At 72.9% G+C, this 16,864-nt stretch carries 16 protein-coding genes, 1 tRNA gene and 1 pseudogene; 9 read left to right on the top strand and 9 right to left on the bottom strand.

Translation table 11 applies throughout. The features are described 5' to 3' along the window. The first annotated feature begins 44 nt into the window (after positions 1–44). Complete coding sequence (locus BJ984_RS01330; RefSeq protein WP_179546489.1) at positions 45–1,109, top strand: agmatine deiminase family protein; 1,065 nt, start codon at positions 45–47, stop codon at positions 1,107–1,109. Then, positions 1,106–2,797, top strand: a pseudogene (locus BJ984_RS01325) (amidase); the annotation flags it as partial. The gene BJ984_RS01330 and the pseudogene BJ984_RS01325, both read left to right, overlap by 4 nt. Before the next feature lie 386 nt (positions 2,798–3,183). Here BJ984_RS01325 and BJ984_RS01320 read toward each other — a convergent pair. The 5 genes from BJ984_RS01320 to BJ984_RS01300 all read right to left on the bottom strand — a co-directional run bounded on the left by BJ984_RS01320 (position 3,184) and on the right by BJ984_RS01300 (position 6,276). Beyond that, positions 3,184–3,801: a TetR family transcriptional regulator C-terminal domain-containing protein gene (locus tag BJ984_RS01320; protein ID WP_179546487.1), complete on the bottom strand. Its 618-nt coding sequence runs from the start codon at positions 3,799–3,801 to the stop codon at positions 3,184–3,186. A 21-nt stretch (positions 3,802–3,822) separates the two neighbouring features. Then, entirely contained in the window at positions 3,823–4,125 is a 303-nt protein-coding gene (locus BJ984_RS01315; RefSeq protein WP_179546486.1) for a DUF202 domain-containing protein, read from the bottom strand. Continuing rightward, positions 4,125–4,547, bottom strand: a complete 423-nt coding sequence (locus BJ984_RS01310; RefSeq protein WP_271206347.1) for a YidH family protein — start codon at positions 4,545–4,547, stop codon at positions 4,125–4,127. Before BJ984_RS01310 ends, BJ984_RS01315 begins: the two co-directional genes overlap by 1 nt. Positions 4,548–4,578: 31 nt before the next feature. Next, positions 4,579–5,481 carry an EamA family transporter gene (locus BJ984_RS01305; protein ID WP_179546485.1) on the bottom strand — a complete coding sequence of 301 codons (903 nt, stop codon included), beginning with the start codon at positions 5,479–5,481 and terminating at the stop codon, positions 4,579–4,581. 120 nt (positions 5,482–5,601) lie between these two features. After that, on the bottom strand, positions 5,602–6,276 hold the full coding sequence (locus BJ984_RS01300) for a fasciclin domain-containing protein (RefSeq protein WP_179546484.1): 675 nt from the start codon (positions 6,274–6,276) through the stop codon (positions 5,602–5,604). A gap of 204 nt (positions 6,277–6,480) precedes the next feature. On the opposite strand from BJ984_RS01300, the gene BJ984_RS01295 reads away from it, so the two are divergent. Further along, a complete protein-coding gene (locus BJ984_RS01295) occupies positions 6,481–7,191 on the top strand; it encodes a hypothetical protein (protein ID WP_179546483.1) in 711 nt (236 codons plus the stop codon). 6 nt (positions 7,192–7,197) lie between these two features. Here the strand turns inward: BJ984_RS01295 and BJ984_RS01290 are convergent, their stop codons facing one another. Continuing rightward, positions 7,198–8,448, bottom strand: coding sequence for an isochorismate synthase (locus tag BJ984_RS01290; RefSeq protein WP_271206346.1), 1,251 nt, complete (start codon positions 8,446–8,448; stop codon positions 7,198–7,200). Between the two features lie 142 nt (positions 8,449–8,590). On the opposite strand from BJ984_RS01290, the gene BJ984_RS01285 reads away from it, so the two are divergent. The 3 genes from BJ984_RS01285 (at position 8,591) to BJ984_RS01275 (ending at position 11,817) form a co-directional block, all read left to right on the top strand. After that, entirely contained in the window at positions 8,591–9,304 is a 714-nt protein-coding gene (locus BJ984_RS01285) for a class I SAM-dependent methyltransferase (protein WP_271206345.1), read from the top strand. A gap of 9 nt (positions 9,305–9,313) precedes the next feature. Continuing rightward, positions 9,314–10,369: a polyprenyl synthetase family protein gene (locus BJ984_RS01280; protein ID WP_373877383.1), complete on the top strand. Its 1,056-nt coding sequence runs from the start codon at positions 9,314–9,316 to the stop codon at positions 10,367–10,369. A gap of 89 nt (positions 10,370–10,458) precedes the next feature. After that, positions 10,459–11,817 carry an FAD-dependent oxidoreductase gene (locus BJ984_RS01275; protein WP_179546481.1) on the top strand — a complete coding sequence of 453 codons (1,359 nt, stop codon included), beginning with the start codon at positions 10,459–10,461 and terminating at the stop codon, positions 11,815–11,817. A gap of 90 nt (positions 11,818–11,907) precedes the next feature. Here BJ984_RS01275 and BJ984_RS01270 read toward each other — a convergent pair whose 3' ends face one another. Further along, entirely contained in the window at positions 11,908–12,960 is a 1,053-nt protein-coding gene (locus BJ984_RS01270) for a DMT family transporter (RefSeq protein ID WP_179546480.1), read from the bottom strand. On the opposite strand from BJ984_RS01270, the gene BJ984_RS01265 reads away from it, so the two are divergent. Then, entirely contained in the window at positions 12,959–14,362 is a 1,404-nt protein-coding gene (locus BJ984_RS01265; RefSeq protein ID WP_179546479.1) for an aminotransferase-like domain-containing protein, read from the top strand. The genes BJ984_RS01270 and BJ984_RS01265 overlap by 2 nt on opposite strands. 108 nt (positions 14,363–14,470) lie before the next feature. Here the strand turns inward: BJ984_RS01265 and BJ984_RS01260 are convergent, their stop codons facing one another. Both BJ984_RS01260 and BJ984_RS01255 read right to left on the bottom strand, forming a co-directional pair. Further along, positions 14,471–15,202, bottom strand: coding sequence for an NUDIX domain-containing protein (locus BJ984_RS01260; RefSeq protein ID WP_309298926.1), 732 nt, complete (start codon positions 15,200–15,202; stop codon positions 14,471–14,473). After that, a complete protein-coding gene (locus tag BJ984_RS01255; protein ID WP_373877382.1) occupies positions 15,199–15,687 on the bottom strand; it encodes a YajQ family cyclic di-GMP-binding protein in 489 nt (162 codons plus the stop codon). The genes BJ984_RS01260 and BJ984_RS01255 overlap by 4 nt, the downstream gene beginning before the upstream one ends. Positions 15,688–15,812: 125 nt before the next feature. Here BJ984_RS01255 and BJ984_RS01250 point away from each other — a divergent pair, with 125 nt between their 5' ends. Together BJ984_RS01250 and BJ984_RS01245 are read left to right on the top strand one after the other, a co-directional pair. Continuing rightward, positions 15,813–16,673, top strand: coding sequence for a lytic murein transglycosylase (locus BJ984_RS01250; RefSeq protein ID WP_179546477.1), 861 nt, complete (start codon positions 15,813–15,815; stop codon positions 16,671–16,673). 94 nt (positions 16,674–16,767) lie between these two features. Beyond that, positions 16,768–16,852, top strand: a tRNA-Tyr gene (locus tag BJ984_RS01245). The last annotated feature ends 12 nt before the right edge of the window (positions 16,853–16,864 follow it).

Below are 16,864 nucleotides of genomic sequence, written 5' to 3'. Positions count from 1 at the left end.
GCGCTACCGTTCCCTTATTGATCACCAAATCAACAAGGAGCGCCATGACCTGGCTGATGCCCGCCGAGACCCACGAGCACGCCCGCACGTGGATGGCGTTTCCGCGCCCGAACGCCTCCCTCGGCGACACGACGTCCGAGCGCGAGGCCGCGTACGCCGCCTGGACCGCGGTCGCGCACGCGGTGGCCGAGTTCGAGCCGGTGACGATGATCGTCGACCCCGAGGAGTCGGCGCGGGCCGCCTCGGTGCTCGGCGGCGGGATCGAGCGCATCGAGCATCCGCTCGACGACTACTGGGTGCGGGACACCGGCCCCAGCTTCGTGCTGGGCGACGACGGCCGGCTCGGCGCGGTCGACTGGGTGTTCAACGGCTGGGGCGGGCAGAGCGACTGGGCGCGGTGGGAGAACGACGCGTCGCTCGCGCGGTTCGTCGCCGAGGCCGCGGGTGCCGAGCTCGTGGGGTCGGAACTGGTGAACGAGGGCGGGGCGATCCACGTCGACGGGGCGGGCACGGTGCTCGTGACCGAGACGGTGCAGCTCGACCCCGGCCGCAACCCCGGGCTCGACCGCGCCGCCGTCGAGGCCGAGCTCGCCCGCACCCTCGGCGCCACGGCCGTGGCCTGGCTGCCGCGTGGCCTCACCCGCGACTACGAGCCGTTCGGCACCCGCGGCCACGTCGACATGATCGCGACGATGCCCTCGCCCGGCACGGTGCTGCTGCACTCCCAGCCCGATCCGGCGCACCCCGACCACGCCGTCACGCGGATGCTCCGCGGCGTGCTCGAGGCCGCCACCGACGCCACGGGCCGGCCGTTCGCGGTGATCGACCTCCCCGGCCCGTCGACCCTCCGCGACGCCGCCGGCTTCGTCGACTGGAACTACGTCAACCACCTCGTGGTCAACGGCGGCGTCATCGCGTGCGGCTACGGCGACGAGCGAGCGGATGCGCGGGCCCGCGCCATCCTCGCCGAGGCCTATCCCGGCCGTCGGGTCGTCACGGTCGAGGCGCGCGAGATCCTGGCGCGCGGCGGCGGCATCCACTGCATCACCCAGCAGCAGCCCGCGACCCCGGCCACGGCCGCGGCGCCCGACCCTGAGTCGAGAGCATGACCGCCCCCGACCTCACCACCGCGAGCATCGCCGAGCTGCGCGACGCCCTCGAGCGCGGCACCACCACCAGCGTCGAGCTCGTCGCCCGCAGCCTCGAGCGCATCGCCCACTTCGACCGCCACGGCATCGCCCTGAACGCCGTCCCCGTGCTGAACCCCGACGTGTTCGCCGACGCCCGCGCCGCCGACGCCCGCCGCGCCCGGGGCGAGACGCTGGGGCCGCTCGACGGCATCCCCTACTCCGCGAAGGACAGCTACTGCGTCGCCGGCCTCACCGTCGCCGCCGGATCCCCGGCCTTCGAGCACCTCGTCGCCGCCGCCGACGCCTACGCGATCGAGCGCCTGCGCGCCGCCGGAGCCGTGCTGATCGGCCTCACCACCATGCCCCCCATGGCCAGCGGTGGCATGCAGCGCGGCGTCTACGGTCGCGCCGAGAGCCCCTACGACGCCCGCTACCTCCCCGCGGCCTACGCCTCCGGGTCGTCCAACGGATCCGGCGTGGCCACCGCCGCCGGCTTCGCCGCGTTCGGCCTCGCCGAGGAGACCTGGTCCTCCGGCCGCTCGCCCGCCTCGAACAACGCCCTCGTCGCCTACACCCCCTCGCGCGGCGTCATCTCGGTGCGCGGCAACTGGCCCCTCGTCCCCACCATGGACGTCGTCGTGCCCCACACCCGCTCCGTCGCCGACCTGCTCGAGGTGCTCGACGTCCTCGTCGCCGACGATCCGGGAACCCGCGGCGACTTCTGGCGCACGCAGCCCTGGGTGACCCTGCCGGCGGCGTCGAGCATCCGCCCCGCTTCGTACCCCGCGCTCGCCGAGGGGGTGACGGATGCCCGGCAGCAGCCGCTCGCCGGCCGCCGCTTCGGGGTGCCGCGTCGCTACATCGGCCGTGACACCGAGGCCGTGACGCCGATCGAGACCCGCGCGTCGGTGCTCGCGCTGTGGGAGGCGGCCCGCCACGACCTCGAGGCGCTCGGCGCGGAGGTGGTGGAGGTCGACTTCCCGGCCGTGGAGAACTACGAGGCCGACCGGCCGGGGCGGCACACGATGGCGTCGCGGGGCTCGGTGCCCGCCGACTTCGCGGAGCGCGAGCTCTGGGAGCTGTCGATCTGGGCCTGGAACGACTTCCTCGACGCGCAGTCGGCCGCGAACGACGACCCGGCGCTGCGCTCGCTCGCGGCCGTGGACGGTGCGCTGATCTTCCCGCGGCCGACGGGTCAGCTGCCCGACCGCTGGGGCGACCTCGACTACGACCTGGCCGAGTACGCCGAGCGCGCGCGACGAGACGGGGTGCCGTCACTGACGGAGATCCCGTCGATCCCGGAGGGCCTGCGCGGCCTCGAGGAGACCCGCCGTGTCGACCTCGAGCAGTGGATGGACGAGCTCGACCTCGACGCCCTCGTCTTCCCGGCGGCGGCCGATGTCGGGCCGGCCGACGCCGACACGAACGAGGCCTCGGCGGCGCTGGCCTGGCGCGACGGGGTCTGGGTCTCGAACGGCAACCTGGTGCCGCGGCACCTCGGCATCCCGACCGTGACGGTGCCGATGGGCCTGATGACCGACACCCGGATGCCCGTCGGCCTCACCCTCGCCGGCCGCGCGTACTCCGACAGCACCCTCCTCCGCCTCGCTGCGGCCTTCGAGGCGCAGCGCCCCCGCCGCGTCCCCCCACCCCGCACGCCCCCGCTCCCCGCCCCAGCAGCGCCGATTGGTGCACCGGTGTCGATGTCCTCCGCCGGAGGCCCGGAGCCGCGGCTCGTGCTGACGGCGGAGTGCCGGGCGGGGGCCGGGGGCGGAGGATCCGACGTGGTGGTCGTGGAGGGCGAGTGCGACGAGGGCGCCGCGGTGAGCGTGTCGCTGAACGGGGTGCCGCTCGAGGTGGAGCGGGCGGGCATCCACTTCTCGGCGAGCGGTGAGGTGCCGGCCGCCGAGCACGCGCGGCGGGTCAGTGAGTGGCGGGACCCGTTCGGCTCGCTCGTCGTCGCGACCGCCCGCACCGCGGCCGGCACGGTCGGTGCGCTCGCGGTGACCGGCGGCATCGCCTGAGGCGTGGGGCCTGGCCGGGCCCGGGGCGTTCAGGCCAGGGCGGTGGGCGGGAGGCCGAGCTCGCGGGCGACCGCGCGCTGCACGAGGCGGGCCCTCGCTGCGTCGTGGCGGTCGTGCACGGCCGACTGCGCGTTCAGGCCGTCGACGATCGCCACCACGAGCCACGCGAGCCCGTCGCGGTCGGCGACGGTGAACTCTCCGGCCGCGGCGCCCTGCTCCAGGATGCCCGCCACCACGGATTCCCAGCGCCCCCCGAGCTCGTGCACCGCTCCGGCGAGCGGCTCGTTGCGGCGGCCGAGGCTCCAGGCGTCAACCCAGACCGCGGTGACGGGGTCGCGGGCCGGATCGAGCGTCGTGGCGAGCAGCGCCCGCAGCCGCCCGACCGCCGAGCCCTCGCGCTGCGTCACGGCGACCACCTCGTCGAGCTCGGCCGACGCGATCGCGCGGAAGGTCTCGGCCACCAGCGCCTCCGTGCTCGGCTCGTAGTGCGCCACGAGCGCCGGCACCACGCCGACGCGCGCGCCGACCGAGCGCAGGGTGACGCCCACGAGACCGTCCGCGCGGGCGATCGCGCGAGCCGCGTCGCGGATCTCGGCCGAGCGCTCGGCAGCCGACTTGCGCACCGTGCGCTGCGGGGAGGAAGCCATGGTCCCTAATCTAACGAGCGGTCAGAACAGGATGAGCAGCGCCAGCACTCCGCCGAGCACCGCCGTGGCGCCGATCAGCAGGGAGATCCGGGTGAGCGGCGTCCACGGGGAGACGCCGTCGCGCCGGGCCGCACGACCGCGGGCGCCGAACAGCACGACGACGGCGCCGACCGCCACGAGCGCGGCGATCCCGGTGCCGATCGGGAACCCGCCCTTCAGGCAGGCGAACGCGAGCAGCAGTGAGACCAGCGCGGTCGAGAGGGCTGTGCGCTGCCAGGACAGGGCGGTGCGCTCGGGCTGGAGCCCCGGGTCGCGGCGCGCCATCAGAGATCCCTGGCCAGCTCGAAGCCGGCGTAGAACGTCAGCACCAGGGCGAGCACGGCGACGCCGAGCACGAGCCACGGCAGCGCGGCCGGCGCGGGCAGGGGCTGATCGAGCCGCAGTGCCCGCTCGGCCCGGCGCCAGGAGAACAGGGCCGAGAGCGCGAGCGCGCCGCCGGCGAGGCAGGCGACCAGGGCGATGACGTCGATCACCCAGGGCAGATCGGCGAACGACGCCAGCGTGGTCAGCGCGACCCCGCCGGCGACGAGCGACAGCCCGGTGCGCACCCAGGCGAGCGCCGTGCGCTCGTTGGCGAGGCTGAACCGCACGTCGGGGTCGTGGCCGACGCCGTACACGGCCCGCGGCCTCCGGTCGTCGTCCCCGGGCTCGTCGAGCGTCCCGTGCTCCCCGCTCGCCTCGCTCACCCTCGAACTCTAACGCCCGCCGCCGGCGGCGTCAGGCCAGCGCGAGCATCCCCGCCGCCACGAACGCGAGCACCAGCCCCACCACCTGCACCGGTGCCACCCGCTCCCGCAGCAGCACCGCCGCGAGGATGACCGTCCCGGCCGGGTACAGCGCCGTCAGCACCGACACCACGGTCAGTTCGCCGGCCCGCAGCGCGAGCAGCAGCAGCACGTTCGCGACCGCGTCCACCGCTCCGCAGGCGATCGCCAGCAGGACGGCGCGCTCAGCCCAGGCCGGCAGCACGGCCGGCCCGTGTCCGTCGGCCGCAGCCGCGTCCGGCGATCGCGGGCCCCTGAGCTGGGTGACGACCACCAGTACCGCCGCCGCCGTCACCATGATCGCCGCGCTCGTCGCCCGGTTCAGCAGCAGCGGCACCAGCCCCGAGTCGTCGGGCGTGCGGTCGATGATCACGAGGAACAGCCCGATCATCGCCCCGGCCCCCACTGCCATCGCCAGCCCGAGCAGCCGGGGCCGCGCGGCCCCCTTCTCGGGCACGAAGCCGACGAGCACCACGGCGACCAGCGCGATCCCGATCGCGATCCAGCCCACGAGCGAGAGGCGCTCGCCGCCCGCGAGCCCCACGGTCAGCGGCACCAGCGCCGACACCACCGCCGTGAGCGGCGACAGGATGCTCATCGGCCCGATCGCGAGACAGCCGTACAGCAGCGACAGCGCGATCGCCCCGGTCACCCCAGAAAGGATGCCCAGCCGCACCGCCTCGGCCGAGAACGTCCCGCCGATCAGCGGCAGCGCCACCGCGATCAGGGCGAGCCCCGAGACGGCCGACAGCGCGGTCACCCGCACGGCGCCCAGCCGGCGCGACGCGAGCCCGCCGAGGAAGTCGGCACCGCCGTAGACGATGGCACCGATCAGGCCGAGCGTGGCGGAGAGCATGGTGGGTTCAGCCTACGAGGCAGGCCGCGCATCCGGATGCCTGTGCCCGCCGCACACGCGGAGACGCCGAATGGCCGGCCGCACGAGGCGACCGACCATTCGGCGTGTGGAGAAAGGGGATTACATGGGGGGCATCAGCACCGAGTCGATGAGGTACACGGTCGCGTTGGCGGTCTGGACGCCACCGCAGATGACGTTGGTGGAACCGTTGACGGTCAGCGCGTCTCCGCTGCCTTCGACGGTGACCTCGCCACCCTGGACGGTCTTGTGGGTTCCGACGATCTCGTCAGGGGTGAGCTGGCCGGGGATCACGTGGTAGGTGAGGATCGAGGTCAGCGTCGGGGCGCCTTCCGGGGTCTTCAGCGTGTCGAGGGTCGCGGCGTCGATCTTGGCGAACGCGTCGTCGACGGGGGCGAAGACGGTGAACTCACCGGAGTTCAGGGTGTCGACCAGGTTGACGTCGGGGTTCACTCCACCGGAGACCGCAGCGGTGAGGGTCTTCAGGAGCGGGTTGTTCGACGCGGCGGTGGCCACGGGGTCGAGCGACATGCCCTCGACCGAGCCGGCACCGTCCGGGACGGCCTCGGCGTAGGCGGCGCAGCCGGAGCCGACGAGGTTCGCCATCGGGTCCATCGACTCCATGGAGGGCGAGGGGGTGGAGGCGGCCGACGACGGGGCGCTGGACTCCTCGGTGGTGGCGGTGGTGCTCGAGCCGCCCGAACAGCCGGCGAGGCCGAAGGTGGCGACGGCGGCGATGGCGAGGGCGGTGAGGGTGGAGCGCTTGGTGATACGCATGACTGTTCTCCTTTGAGGAATGGGAAAAAACGGGCGCTGACCTTGGTTTTCAGCGGTCCGTGCCTTCAGAAGGTCTTCGGAAGCCCCCGGGAGCCGGATTGGAAAAGATCCGAAATTCTTTTGCGGCCTGCCCCTGTCGAGGGGCACCACAAGGGGGTGAAGACCCCGGCATCCCCGGGATCACGCGGCGGGCTACCGTCAGGTATGACCTCAGAGATCAGCCGCCGAACCGCCCTGGGAGTGTCCGCCTGGGCGGTTCCCGTCATCGCGCTCGCTGTCGCCACACCGGCGCAGGCCGCCTCGGCCGACGCCGTCGCGTTCGCTCCGTCCGTCGTGATAGCCGCATCGCGCGATCAGCGGCTCGCCGTCTCGGGAAGCGCGCCGGGTGCGGACCGGGTGCTGTTCACCTATCCGGCCGGATTCGGTGGCCCTGCGAGTGCGCAGGTCGACGCCCAGGGCGGCTTCACCCTCAGCGGGGTGCACTGCCCCGTGGGCTCGGCGACAGGCTCGATCATCGCGTCGGCCGACGGGCTCCGGAGCGGCAGCTTCACCGTGCAGGTGCGGACCGGCGAGCAGGACACGGGCAGCATCACCTGGACGACGGATGCGGTGACCGCCGCCCGCGTCGGCAGCGGGTGGGCCCTGCCGCCGCAGCCCGGGTCGATCAGCAGCCGCGGTTCGTTCCTCCCCGACGTGCGACTGAGCTATCCCGCCGGCTATTCGGGGCCGGACTCCGTGTCGGTGGAGTGGACGCGCGGCTCCGGCACGGCCGCCTCGATCGGCACCTTCGTGGTGCCGGGCATCACGATCGATGCCGGCTCGGCGGCGGGCACCGTCAAGGCGACCCCCGACGACGAGCAGTTCATCGTCATCTACAACCCGTTCTCGGCGACGCTCGCCGTGACACCGGCCTAGCCGAAGCTAGCCGAAGGCCTCGACGATCGGGCGGAACTTCATCTTCGTCTCGAGGTACTCCCGCTCCGCATCCGAGTCGGCGACGATGCCGCAGCCCGCGTAGGCGGTGATGTCGCCCGCCTCGTCGACCTGCGCCGAGCGCAGCGCCACGGCCCACTCGCCGTCGCCGTCGGCGCCCACCCAGCCCACGGGCCCGGCGTAGCGCCCACGATCGAAGGGCTCGAGCTCGTGGATGACCCGCAGCGCCGTCTCGGTCGGGGTGCCCGCCACGGCGGCGGTGGGGTGCAGCGCGGCGATCAGGTCGAGCGAGGTCGAGCCGTCGGAGAGCACGCCCTCCACATCGCTCGCCAGGTGCCAGAGGTTCGGCAGCTTCAGCGTGAACGGCAGCTCGCTCGTGGTGAGGCTGCGGCTGTGCGGACGGAGGGCCGCGAGCACGCTGGAGACCGCGAAACCGTGCTCGTCGAGGTCTTTCGGGGAGGTCGCAAGTGCGACCGCCTGATCGTGGTCGGCCTGCGCATCCGCCCCCCGCGCCGTGGTGCCCGCGAGCACGCGCGCGCTGACGGTGCCGTGCGAGACCCGCACGAGAGTCTCGGGACTGGAGCCGACGAAGCCGTCGACGGCGTAGGTCCAGCAGTCGGGGTAGCCGAGGGCGAGGTCGGTGAGCGGGCGGCGCAGGTCGGCCCCGGCCGGCAGGTGCCCCACGAGGTCACGGGCGAGCACGACCTTGTCGAGCTCCTGGGCGGAGATGCGCTCGACGGCGGCGTCGACCGAGGCGCGGAAGCCGTCGGCCGAGACCTCGCCCGGCAGCAGCGTGAGCCGGTACTCGGGGCCGAGCGGCCGGGTCATCGCGGTGGGCAGAGGCTCGTCCGAGCCCTCGACGCGCACCTTCGTGACCCAGAAGCGGCCGTCGCGCTTGCCGATCACGACGCGCGGCACGATCAGGGTGCTGGTGGCGGCGGAGTCGTCGGCGAAGGCGAAGGTGCCGAAGGCGATCAGGCCCGAGCCGGGCAGCTTCACGGGGTCGGTGACCCGGGCGGCCGCCACGACGTCCTTCCACGCGGCGCAGGCGTCGAGCATCCGCCCCGCCCCGCCGAACTCGAGCCGCAGGGCCTCGCCGATGCCGGCCATGCCCTGGCCTTTGCGCAGCCAGACCAGCGGATGACGCGGGTCGATCAGGGGGATGAGCAGCTTCACGTCGTCGACCGGGTGGGTCTCGACGATCAGGCGCGGAACGGTCGGGACTGCGGAATCGCTCACGTTGTCGAGCTTACGCGCGCTGGAGCTACGGGCGGCGGTCCTGCGGACCGACGCTGCGACGCCAGCGCCGGGCGAGCTGTGCTCGACCGGTGAATGTAACCTCCGGCCGCCGCTCCGAGCCAACTGAATCTAGACTGGGAACGTGACTAAGGCAGACCTCACCAAACGACCCGAGCAGGTCTCCGCCATGTTCGACCAGGTGGCGGCCGGCTACGACCGCAGCAACAATGTGCTCTCCGTCGGCAACGCGGCGCTCTGGCGGGTGGCCACCACCCGTGCCGTGAACCCGCGGCCGGGGGAGCGCATCCTCGACCTCGCCGCCGGCACCGGCACCTCGAGCGCCTCGCTCGCCGCGAGCGGAGCCCACGTGACCGCCGCCGACTTCTCGCCCGGCATGATCGAGGTCGGGAAGCGACGGCAGGCCCGCGTCCCGAACATCGACTTCGTCGTGGCCGACGGCATGGATCTGCCGTTCGAGGACGACTCCTTCGACGCCGTCACCATCTCGTTCGGTCTGCGCAACATCGTCGACCCGAAGGTGGCGCTCGCCGAGCTGTACCGGGTCACCGCACCCGGCGGCCGTATCGTCGTCTGCGAGTTCTCGCGCCCGGTGAAGCCGCTGCGCGGCGCCTACTACTGGTACCTCAGGAACGTCATGCCCGCCGTCGCCAAGGCCGTCTCGTCGAACGACGCCGCCTACGACTACCTCTTCGAGTCGATCGCCAACTGGCCAGACCAGAAGACGCTCGCAGGCTGGCTGCGCGAGACCGGCTTCGTCGACGTCGGCCACCGCGACCTCAGCGCCGGCATCGTCGCGCTGCACCGCGGCACCAAGCCGCTACCCGGAAATAAGTAGGCTGTGTCCGTGACCTCCAGTCTTCGCCGCGCCACCGGCCGGTCGACCCCGCTCTCGCTCGCCGACCGCCTGTTCTCCACCGGCGAGGATCGGCGCACCGCGCGACTGATCGAGGAGGGCATCGAGACCCTCGAGGCGCGCCTGGGTTCCGAGACGCACTTCTCCGGCGGCCTCGTCGACGTCGTCGCCCGCTACCTGCTCGAGGCGGGTGGCAAGCGTGTGCGCCCCATCCTCGCCTTCCTCACCGCCCAGCTCGGCGACGGCATCACCGACGAGGTCATCACCGCGGCCGCCTCGATCGAGCTCACCCATCTCGCCTCGCTCTACCACGACGACGTGATGGACGACGCCGACCAGCGCCGCGGGGTGCCGAGCGCCCAGTACGTCTGGGGCAACTCGATCGCGATCCTCACCGGCGACCTCCTGTTCGCGCGGGCCAGCGCCCTGCTCGCCCTGCTCGGGGAGCGGGCCATCCGCCTGCAGGCCGACACCTTCGAGCGGCTCTGCCTCGGCCAGCTCAAGGAGACCCTCGGCCCGGCCGAGGGCGAGAACCAGGTCGACCACTACATCGCGGTGCTCGCCGACAAGACCGGGTCGCTGATCGCGGCCTCGGCCCAGCTCGGCATCATCTTCTCCAACGCCCCCGCCGCCTTCGAGGAGCCGGTGCGGGTGTTCGGCGAGAAGGTCGGCATCGCCTTCCAGCTCGTCGACGACGTGCTCGACATCGCGCCGTCGGCCGACGACACGGGCAAGACGCCGGGCACCGACATCCGTGCCGGTGTCGCCACGCTTCCGGTGCTGTACCTGCGTCAGCTCGCCGCGACCGATCCGGCCGCCGCCGCGCTGCTCGCGCGCATCCAGCCCGACGAGCTGGCGAGCGCCGCGCCCGACGACTCCGACGAGGCGATCCGGCTGCTGCGCGAGCATCCGGTCACCCGCCGCACCGTCGAGGAGGCGCACCGCTACGCCCGCGAGGCCATCGCCGCGCTCGACCCGCTGCCCTCGGGCACCGTGAAGAAGACCCTCGTGCGGTTCGCCGAGACCGTGGTGGAGCGCACGAGCTGAGGCTCGCGCATCCGTCACCCGTTTCACCTGGACCGTTTCACCTGCACACCCGGCCGGCCCCGCCGCCCGACCACCGATAGGAACTCACCGTGACCAAGCTCCGTTTGGCCATCGTCGGAGCCGGCCCCGCCGGCATCTACGCCGCCGACCTCCTCGTGAAGGCCGAGCGTCACTTCGACGTCTCGATCGACCTGTTCGAGCAGCTGCCCGCCCCCTACGGCCTCGTGCGCTACGGCGTCGCACCCGACCACCCGCGCATCAAAGGCATCATCAACGCGCTGCGCGAGGTGCTCGACTCGGGCGTCATCCGCTTCTTCGGCAACGTGAGCTACGGCGTCGACATCACCCTCGACGACCTGAAGAAGCACTACAACGCCGTGATCTTCTCGACCGGCGCGATCCGCGACGCCTCGCTCGACATCCCGGGCATCGACCTGTCCGGCTCTTATGGGGCTGCCGACTTCGTGAGCTGGTTCGACGGGCACCCCGACGTGCCGCGCACCTGGCCGCTCGAGGCGCAGTCGGTCGCCGTGATCGGCAACGGCAACGTGGCGCTCGACGTGTCGCGCATCCTGGCCAAGCACGCCGACGACCTGCTCGTCACCGAGATCCCCACCAACGTCTATGAGGGGCTCAAGGCCTCGCCCGTGACCGACGTGCACGTGTTCGGCCGCCGCGGGCCGGCGCAGGTGAAGTTCACCCCGCTCGAGCTGCGCGAGCTCGGTGAGATGAACGACGTCGACATGATCGTGCACGACGAGGACTTCGAGCTCGACGAGGCGTCGAAGGCCGCGATCGAGACGAACAAGCAGGTCTTCGTGATCAACAAGGTGCTGAACCAGTGGCGCACGCGCCCCGTGGGGCAGGCCTCGCGCCGGCTGCACCTGCACTTCTGGGCGAAGCCGCTCTCGGTCGAGTCCGACGGCGCCGGCCGGGTGGCCGCCCTCCGCTACGAACGCACGCGTCCCGACGGCGCGGGCGGCGTGGTCGGCACGGGCGAGATCCGCGAGGTGCCGATCCAGGCGCTCTACCGAGCGGTCGGCTACTTCGGCTCGCCGCTCGACGAGATCCCGTTCGACGAGCAGCACGGCGTCATCCCGAACCACGAGGGCCAGGTGCTCGACGAGCACAACGAGATCGTGCCCGGCGTCTACGCCACGGGTTGGATCAAGCGCGGCCCGGTCGGCCTGATCGGCCACACCAAGTCCGACGCCATGGAGACGCTCTCGCACCTCGTGCGCGACCAGGCCAACTGGTGGTCGCCGGCCGACCCCGCCGAGGAGTCGATCCCGGCCCTGCTCTCGTCGCGCGGCATCGAGTACACCGACCTCGACGGCTGGCACAAGCTCGACGAGCACGAGCTGGCCCTCGGCGCTGCGGATGCGCACCAGCGCCTGCGCGTCAAGGTCGTCCCCCGCGACGAGATGGTCGCAATCTCCCGCGCCTGAGGCGCCCCTCGCTGAGTCGCGCCGAACTGCTGCCGTTCGCCGCGACTCAGCGCTTTTCGCGACGTTCTGCCGCGACTCAGCCGCCCACGGTCAGGGGCGGGATGCGCGGGTCACGCGGGAGCGGACCGCGAGGGCCGCACACGCCACCACGACGGCCGCGCCTCCGAGCGTCACGGCGGTGAGGGGCTCGCCGAGCAGCAGCGCCGCCCACACGATCGTCAGCACGGGCTGCACCAGCTGCATCTGGCTGACCGTGGCGATCGGCCCGATGCCGAGCCCCCGGTACCAGGCGAAGAACCCGAGGAACATGCTGATCGCGCTGACGTAGGCGAAGGCGAGCCAGCCGTCGATCCCCACGCCGGTCAGGGCGAGCGGATGCGCGACCAGCGACACCCCCGTCAGCACCGCCATCAGCGGTGCCGCGATCACCAGCGCCCAGCAGATCACCTGCCACGACCCGATCTCGCGAGCCAGCAGCCCGCCCTCGGCGTATCCGACGGACGCGGCCACCACCGCCCCCAGCAGCAGCAGATCGCTGAGGTGGAGCCCGCCGAACCCGCCCGACGACACGACGGTGAAGCCCACGACGGCCACCGCCCCCGCGATCGACGCCACCCAGAACAGCCGGCTCGGCAGCTCCCGCCCGCGCAGCACCGCGACGGCGGCGGTCGCGGCCGGGAGCAGCCCGATCACCACCGCTCCGTGCGCCGCCGGGGACGTCTGCAGCGCGAACGACGTCAGGAACGGGAACCCGACCACGACGCCGGCCGCGACCACGGCGATCCGCGGCCACAGCCGTCGCGCCGGGGGCCGCGAGCGGGTGGCCAGCAGCACCATCGCGGCGAGCAGCGCCGCCACGACGGCGCGTCCCGCTCCCACGAACAGCGGATCCAGCGTCGCCACGGCCACCCTCGTGAACGGCAGCGTGAACGAGAAGGCGAGCACGCCGAGGAAGCCCCAGACGAGACCGGGCGCGAGCGACGGGCGACCACCGCCGCGTCGCGGTGCGGGGTCGGCCGTCGGTGTCACCGTGGCCGGACGGGCGGCGGGGTCGGCGCCGGGAGTGCTCGTGGCGGGACGGGCGCCCCGTGCATCCGGTAGCAGCGTCAGGGGCGGGGGAGTAGCGCTATCATCAGCCTTCATGAGTGACAGTAGCAGTTCGGCGCGGATCGCCGCCGCCCTCCGCGCCGAGGTCGGCGGCCTGCGGGCGGGCGCACGGCTGCCGTCGACGCGGGCGCTCACGGCGCGCTTCGCCGCGAGCCCCGTCACCGTGCAGCAGGCGGTGCGGATGCTCGTGCGGGAGGGCCTCGTCGAGTCCCGCCCGGGCGATGGCACCTTCGTGCGCCCCGCCCGCCCGGCCCCGCGCGCCGACCACTCGTGGCAGACCGCCGCGCTCGGCCCGGCCCGCGCCGACGGCGGCTTCGTCGGCTCGACGATGCAGACGCCGGGAGAGGACGTGATCGCCCTTCACAGCGGCTACCCGGTCGACGACCTGCTGCCGGTGCGCGCGGTGCAGACCGCGCTCGCCCGGGCGGCCCGCTCCCGCTCGGCGCTCGACCGGCCACCGGCTGCGGGCCTGCCCGAGCTGCGTTCGTGGTTCGCCGCCGATCTCGCGATCGCCGCCCCGGCCGGGGGCTCGGCGCCCACCGCGGCCGACGTGCTCGTGATGCCGGGCGGGCAGAGCGCGCTGTCGTCGGTGTTCCGGGCGCTGGCCCGGCCCGGAGACCCGATCGTGATGGAGTCGCCCGGCTACTGGGGCGCGATCGCGGCCGCCCGCCAGGCCGGGCTCGTCATCGTGCCGGTGCCGCGCGACGGCGACGCGGTCGACCCGGTCGTGCTCGCCGAGGCGTTCGAGCGCACCCGGGCGCGGCTGTTCTATGCGATGCCGCACTTCGCCAACCCGACCGGCTCGACGTGGTCGGCGACGTCGGCGCGGGCGATCCTCGACGTGGTGCGGTCGAACGGCGCGTTCCTCGTCGAGGACGACTGGGCGCACGACTTCGCGCTCGACGCGCCCGTGCGGCCGCTCGCCGCGACCGACCCCGACGGGCACGTGGTGGCGGTGCGGTCGCTCACGAAGAGCGTGTCGCCGAGCATCCGTGTCGCCGCGGTGGTCGCGCGCGGGCCGGCGCGGTCGCGCATCCACACCGACCGCGTGGTCGACGGGCTCTACGTCAGCGGCGTGCTGCAGACGGCGGCGCTCGAGGTCGTCACCGCCCCCGGCTGGCAGCCGCATCTGCACCGGATGCGCGACCAGCTGCGCGCCCGCCGCGACGCCCTGGCGGCCCTCGTCACCGAGCTGCTCCCGGCCGGCACGCTCACAGCGCTGCCGCGCGGCGGGCTCAACCTGTGGCTGCAGCTGCCGCCCGGGGTCGAGTCGCCTGCCTTCGTCGCGGCGTGCGCGGCGGCGGGCGTGCTGATCTCGCCCGGGGAGGAGTGGTTCCCGGCCGAGCCCACGGGGGCCTTCGTGCGCCTCAACTACTCGGGGCCCGACCCGTCTCGCTTCGAGGAGGCCGTGCGCACCCTCGCGCGGCTCCTGCCCTGACGGGCTAGGCGCACTCCTGCCGCCCGCCGAGTCCGTCACGGCCTCGGCGTCGGCCTGGGGTGCGCGAGGGGCGCGCGCCCACACCTGCCGCGTAGGGCCCGGGCCGCGTCAGCGCGCGAACGGGCCGCGGAGCGCCGCCCACTGCAGCAGCATGATCGTCTTCGCGTCGACGATGTCGTCGCCGATGCGGGCGAGCGCCGCGTCGATGCCCAGCTCGACCAGCTCGATGTCCTCGCCCTCGTCGGCGAGGCCGCCCCCCGCATCCGCTCTGTTCGAGGCGTCGTAGGGAGCGGCGAAGAAGAAGAGCTTCTCGGTGATCGAGCCCGGGCTCATGTAGGCGTCGAAGACGCGGGTGACCGCACCGATGGCGTAGCCGGTCTCCTCGCGGGCCTCGCGGCGGATGGCGGTCTCGGGGTCGTCCTCGTCGAGCAGCCCGGCCGGTGTCTCGAGCAGCATGCCGTCGGGGTGCCCGTTCACGTAGGCGGGGTAGCGGAACTGCCTGATCAGCAGCACCGTGCGCCGTGCCGCGTCGAACAGCAGGACGGTGGCGCCGTTGCCGCGATCGTAGGTCTCGCGCTCCTCGACCGACCAGTGCCCGTCGCGGTGCTGGTACTCGATCTCGGTCGTGCGGGTGATGTACCAGTTCGAGCTGAGCAGCCGCACGTCCCGCACCCGCACGCGCGGGTTGCCGGTGAGGTCGCGGCCGGTCAGGTGCAGTCCGGTGCGGCCGCGGCGGTCGGGCACGTCGACGCCCGGCACGCCCGGCGTCGTGGGTGGGGCGACGGATGCTCGCGCATCCGCTCGCCCGTCGGGGTCGACGTCACCGCCCGCGTCGGTCACCGGAAGTTGATGAACTGCAGCGCCACGTCGAGGTCGGCGCCCTTCAGCAGCGCCATCGTGGCCTGCAGGTCGTCGCGGCTCTTGGACGAGACGCGGAGCTCGTCGCCCTGGATCTGCGACTTGACGCTCTTCGGGGCCTCGTCGCGGATGAGCTTGTTGATCTTCTTCGCGTCGTCCTGCGCGATGCCCTCCTTCATGGTGGCCTCGAGGCGGTACTCCTTGCCCGAGGCGAAGGGCTCGCCGGCGTCGAGCGACCGCAGCGAGATGCCGCGCTTGATGAGCTTCGACTCGAACACCTCGAGGATCGCCTTCACGCGCTCCTCGGAGTTGGCCTTCATCATCACCTTCTCGCCGCTCCACTCGATGGAGGCGCCGATGTTCTTGAAGTCGTAGCGCTGGGCGACCTCTTTCTGAGCCTGGTTGAGGGCGTTGTCCGCCTCCATCTTGTCGACCTTGCTGACCACGTCAAACGATGAATCTGCCATGCCGCTCATTTTACGCCGCCCGGCCATCGTGACGATGCCTCGACCTGGCTGGAGCTGTCGCCCGTGGATCGGCCGTCGAGACGTTCCGAACGGCGACTGTCAGGGGCGTCTGGTTGAGTGGGGGCATGCGCCTTCGAGTCCGGTCCGTCGTCCGCGCGGTGGTGGCGGGTGCCGCGGTGGTGGCGCTGGGCGGGGCGATGAGCGGATGCTCGGCCAGCAGCGAGGGCGCCACCGTCGACCCCGGGCCGACGTATGCGGCGCAGGCGGAGGTGCGGGCATCCGGAGCCGCCGGCTACCGCGACGGAACGCCGACCGCCGAGCTGCCCGACCCCGCGTGGCTCGACGCCGTGGCCTCGGCGACCGGCATCCCCCGGCGGGCGCTGCAGGGCTACGCCGGTGCCGCGATCGCGAGCAACGAGATGCGGCCCGAGTGCCATCTCGGCTGGAACACGCTCGCCGGCATCGGCTGGGTCGAGTCGCACCACGGCACGATCTTCGGCGGGAGCATCCTGGACTCGGGGGTGACCAGCGCGCCGATCATCGGGGTGCCGCTCGACGGGAACGGGTTCCAGGAGATCCCCGACACGGATGCGGGGGCCGTCGACGGCGACACCGAGTGGGACCGGGCCGTGGGGCCGATGCAGTTCGTGCCCGCGACGTGGGCGGCGTGGGCGAGCGAGGCCAACGGGGACGGGGTGCCCGACATCAACAACGTCGACGACTCGTCGCTGTCTGCCGCCGAATATCTGTGCTTCTCGGCGGGGCGGGTGGGGTCGGTCGGTGACGGCGGCTCGGGCGGTGACGGCGGCTCGGGCGGTGACGGCGGCTCGGGCGGCGACGCGGCCCCCGGCGACCTCGGCACCGAGGCCGGCTGGCGCGCCGCGATCGCCGGCTACAACGAGTCCCCGGCCTACCTCGACGAGGTGCTCGACTACGCGAACCGGTACGCGGCGGAGGCCGCGCAGGCGCTCGACGCCGTGGGCTGAGGCCGCGCATCCGCCCCGATTTCGCCGAACGCGGCTTGCTGGGTATCCTTGATCAGCGCCTTCGGTTGTGTGATGAACGTGGTCGGGTGCGCCTGGCGAGTTACCCAAGCGGCCAAAGGGATCTGACTGTAAATCAGACTGCTCAGCATTCGGGGGTTCGAATCCCTCACTCGCCACCAGAACACGGAGCA

This window comes from Herbiconiux flava, assembly GCF_013409865.1.
In the GTDB taxonomy this organism is placed as follows: Bacteria; Actinomycetota; Actinomycetes; order Actinomycetales; family Microbacteriaceae; genus Herbiconiux; species Herbiconiux flava.
This window is presented reverse-complemented; position numbering and strand designations above follow the sequence as displayed.

Bases quoted from the DNA above. Each gene is read 5' to 3' on its own strand.
- BJ984_RS01330 (WP_179546489.1), top strand. From the start codon at position 45: ATGACCTGGCTGATGCCCGCCGAGACCCACGAGCACGCCCGCACGTGG.
- BJ984_RS01320 (WP_179546487.1), bottom strand. From the start codon at position 3,801: ATGGCTTCCTCCCCGCAGCGCACGGTGCGCAAGTCGGCTGCCGAGCGC.
- BJ984_RS01315 (WP_179546486.1), bottom strand. From the start codon at position 4,125: ATGGCGCGCCGCGACCCGGGGCTCCAGCCCGAGCGCACCGCCCTGTCC.
- BJ984_RS01305 (WP_179546485.1), bottom strand. From the start codon at position 5,481: ATGCTCTCCGCCACGCTCGGCCTGATCGGTGCCATCGTCTACGGCGGT.
- BJ984_RS01300 (WP_179546484.1), bottom strand. From the start codon at position 6,276: ATGCGTATCACCAAGCGCTCCACCCTCACCGCCCTCGCCATCGCCGCC.
- BJ984_RS01295 (WP_179546483.1), top strand. From the start codon at position 6,481: ATGACCTCAGAGATCAGCCGCCGAACCGCCCTGGGAGTGTCCGCCTGG.
- BJ984_RS01265 (WP_179546479.1), top strand. From the start codon at position 12,959: ATGAGTGACAGTAGCAGTTCGGCGCGGATCGCCGCCGCCCTCCGCGCC.
- BJ984_RS01270 (WP_179546480.1), bottom strand. From the start codon at position 12,960: ATGAAGGCTGATGATAGCGCTACTCCCCCGCCCCTGACGCTGCTACCG.
- BJ984_RS01255 (WP_373877382.1), bottom strand. From the start codon at position 15,687: ATGGCAGATTCATCGTTTGACGTGGTCAGCAAGGTCGACAAGATGGAG.
- BJ984_RS01250 (WP_179546477.1), top strand. From the start codon at position 15,813: ATGCGCCTTCGAGTCCGGTCCGTCGTCCGCGCGGTGGTGGCGGGTGCC.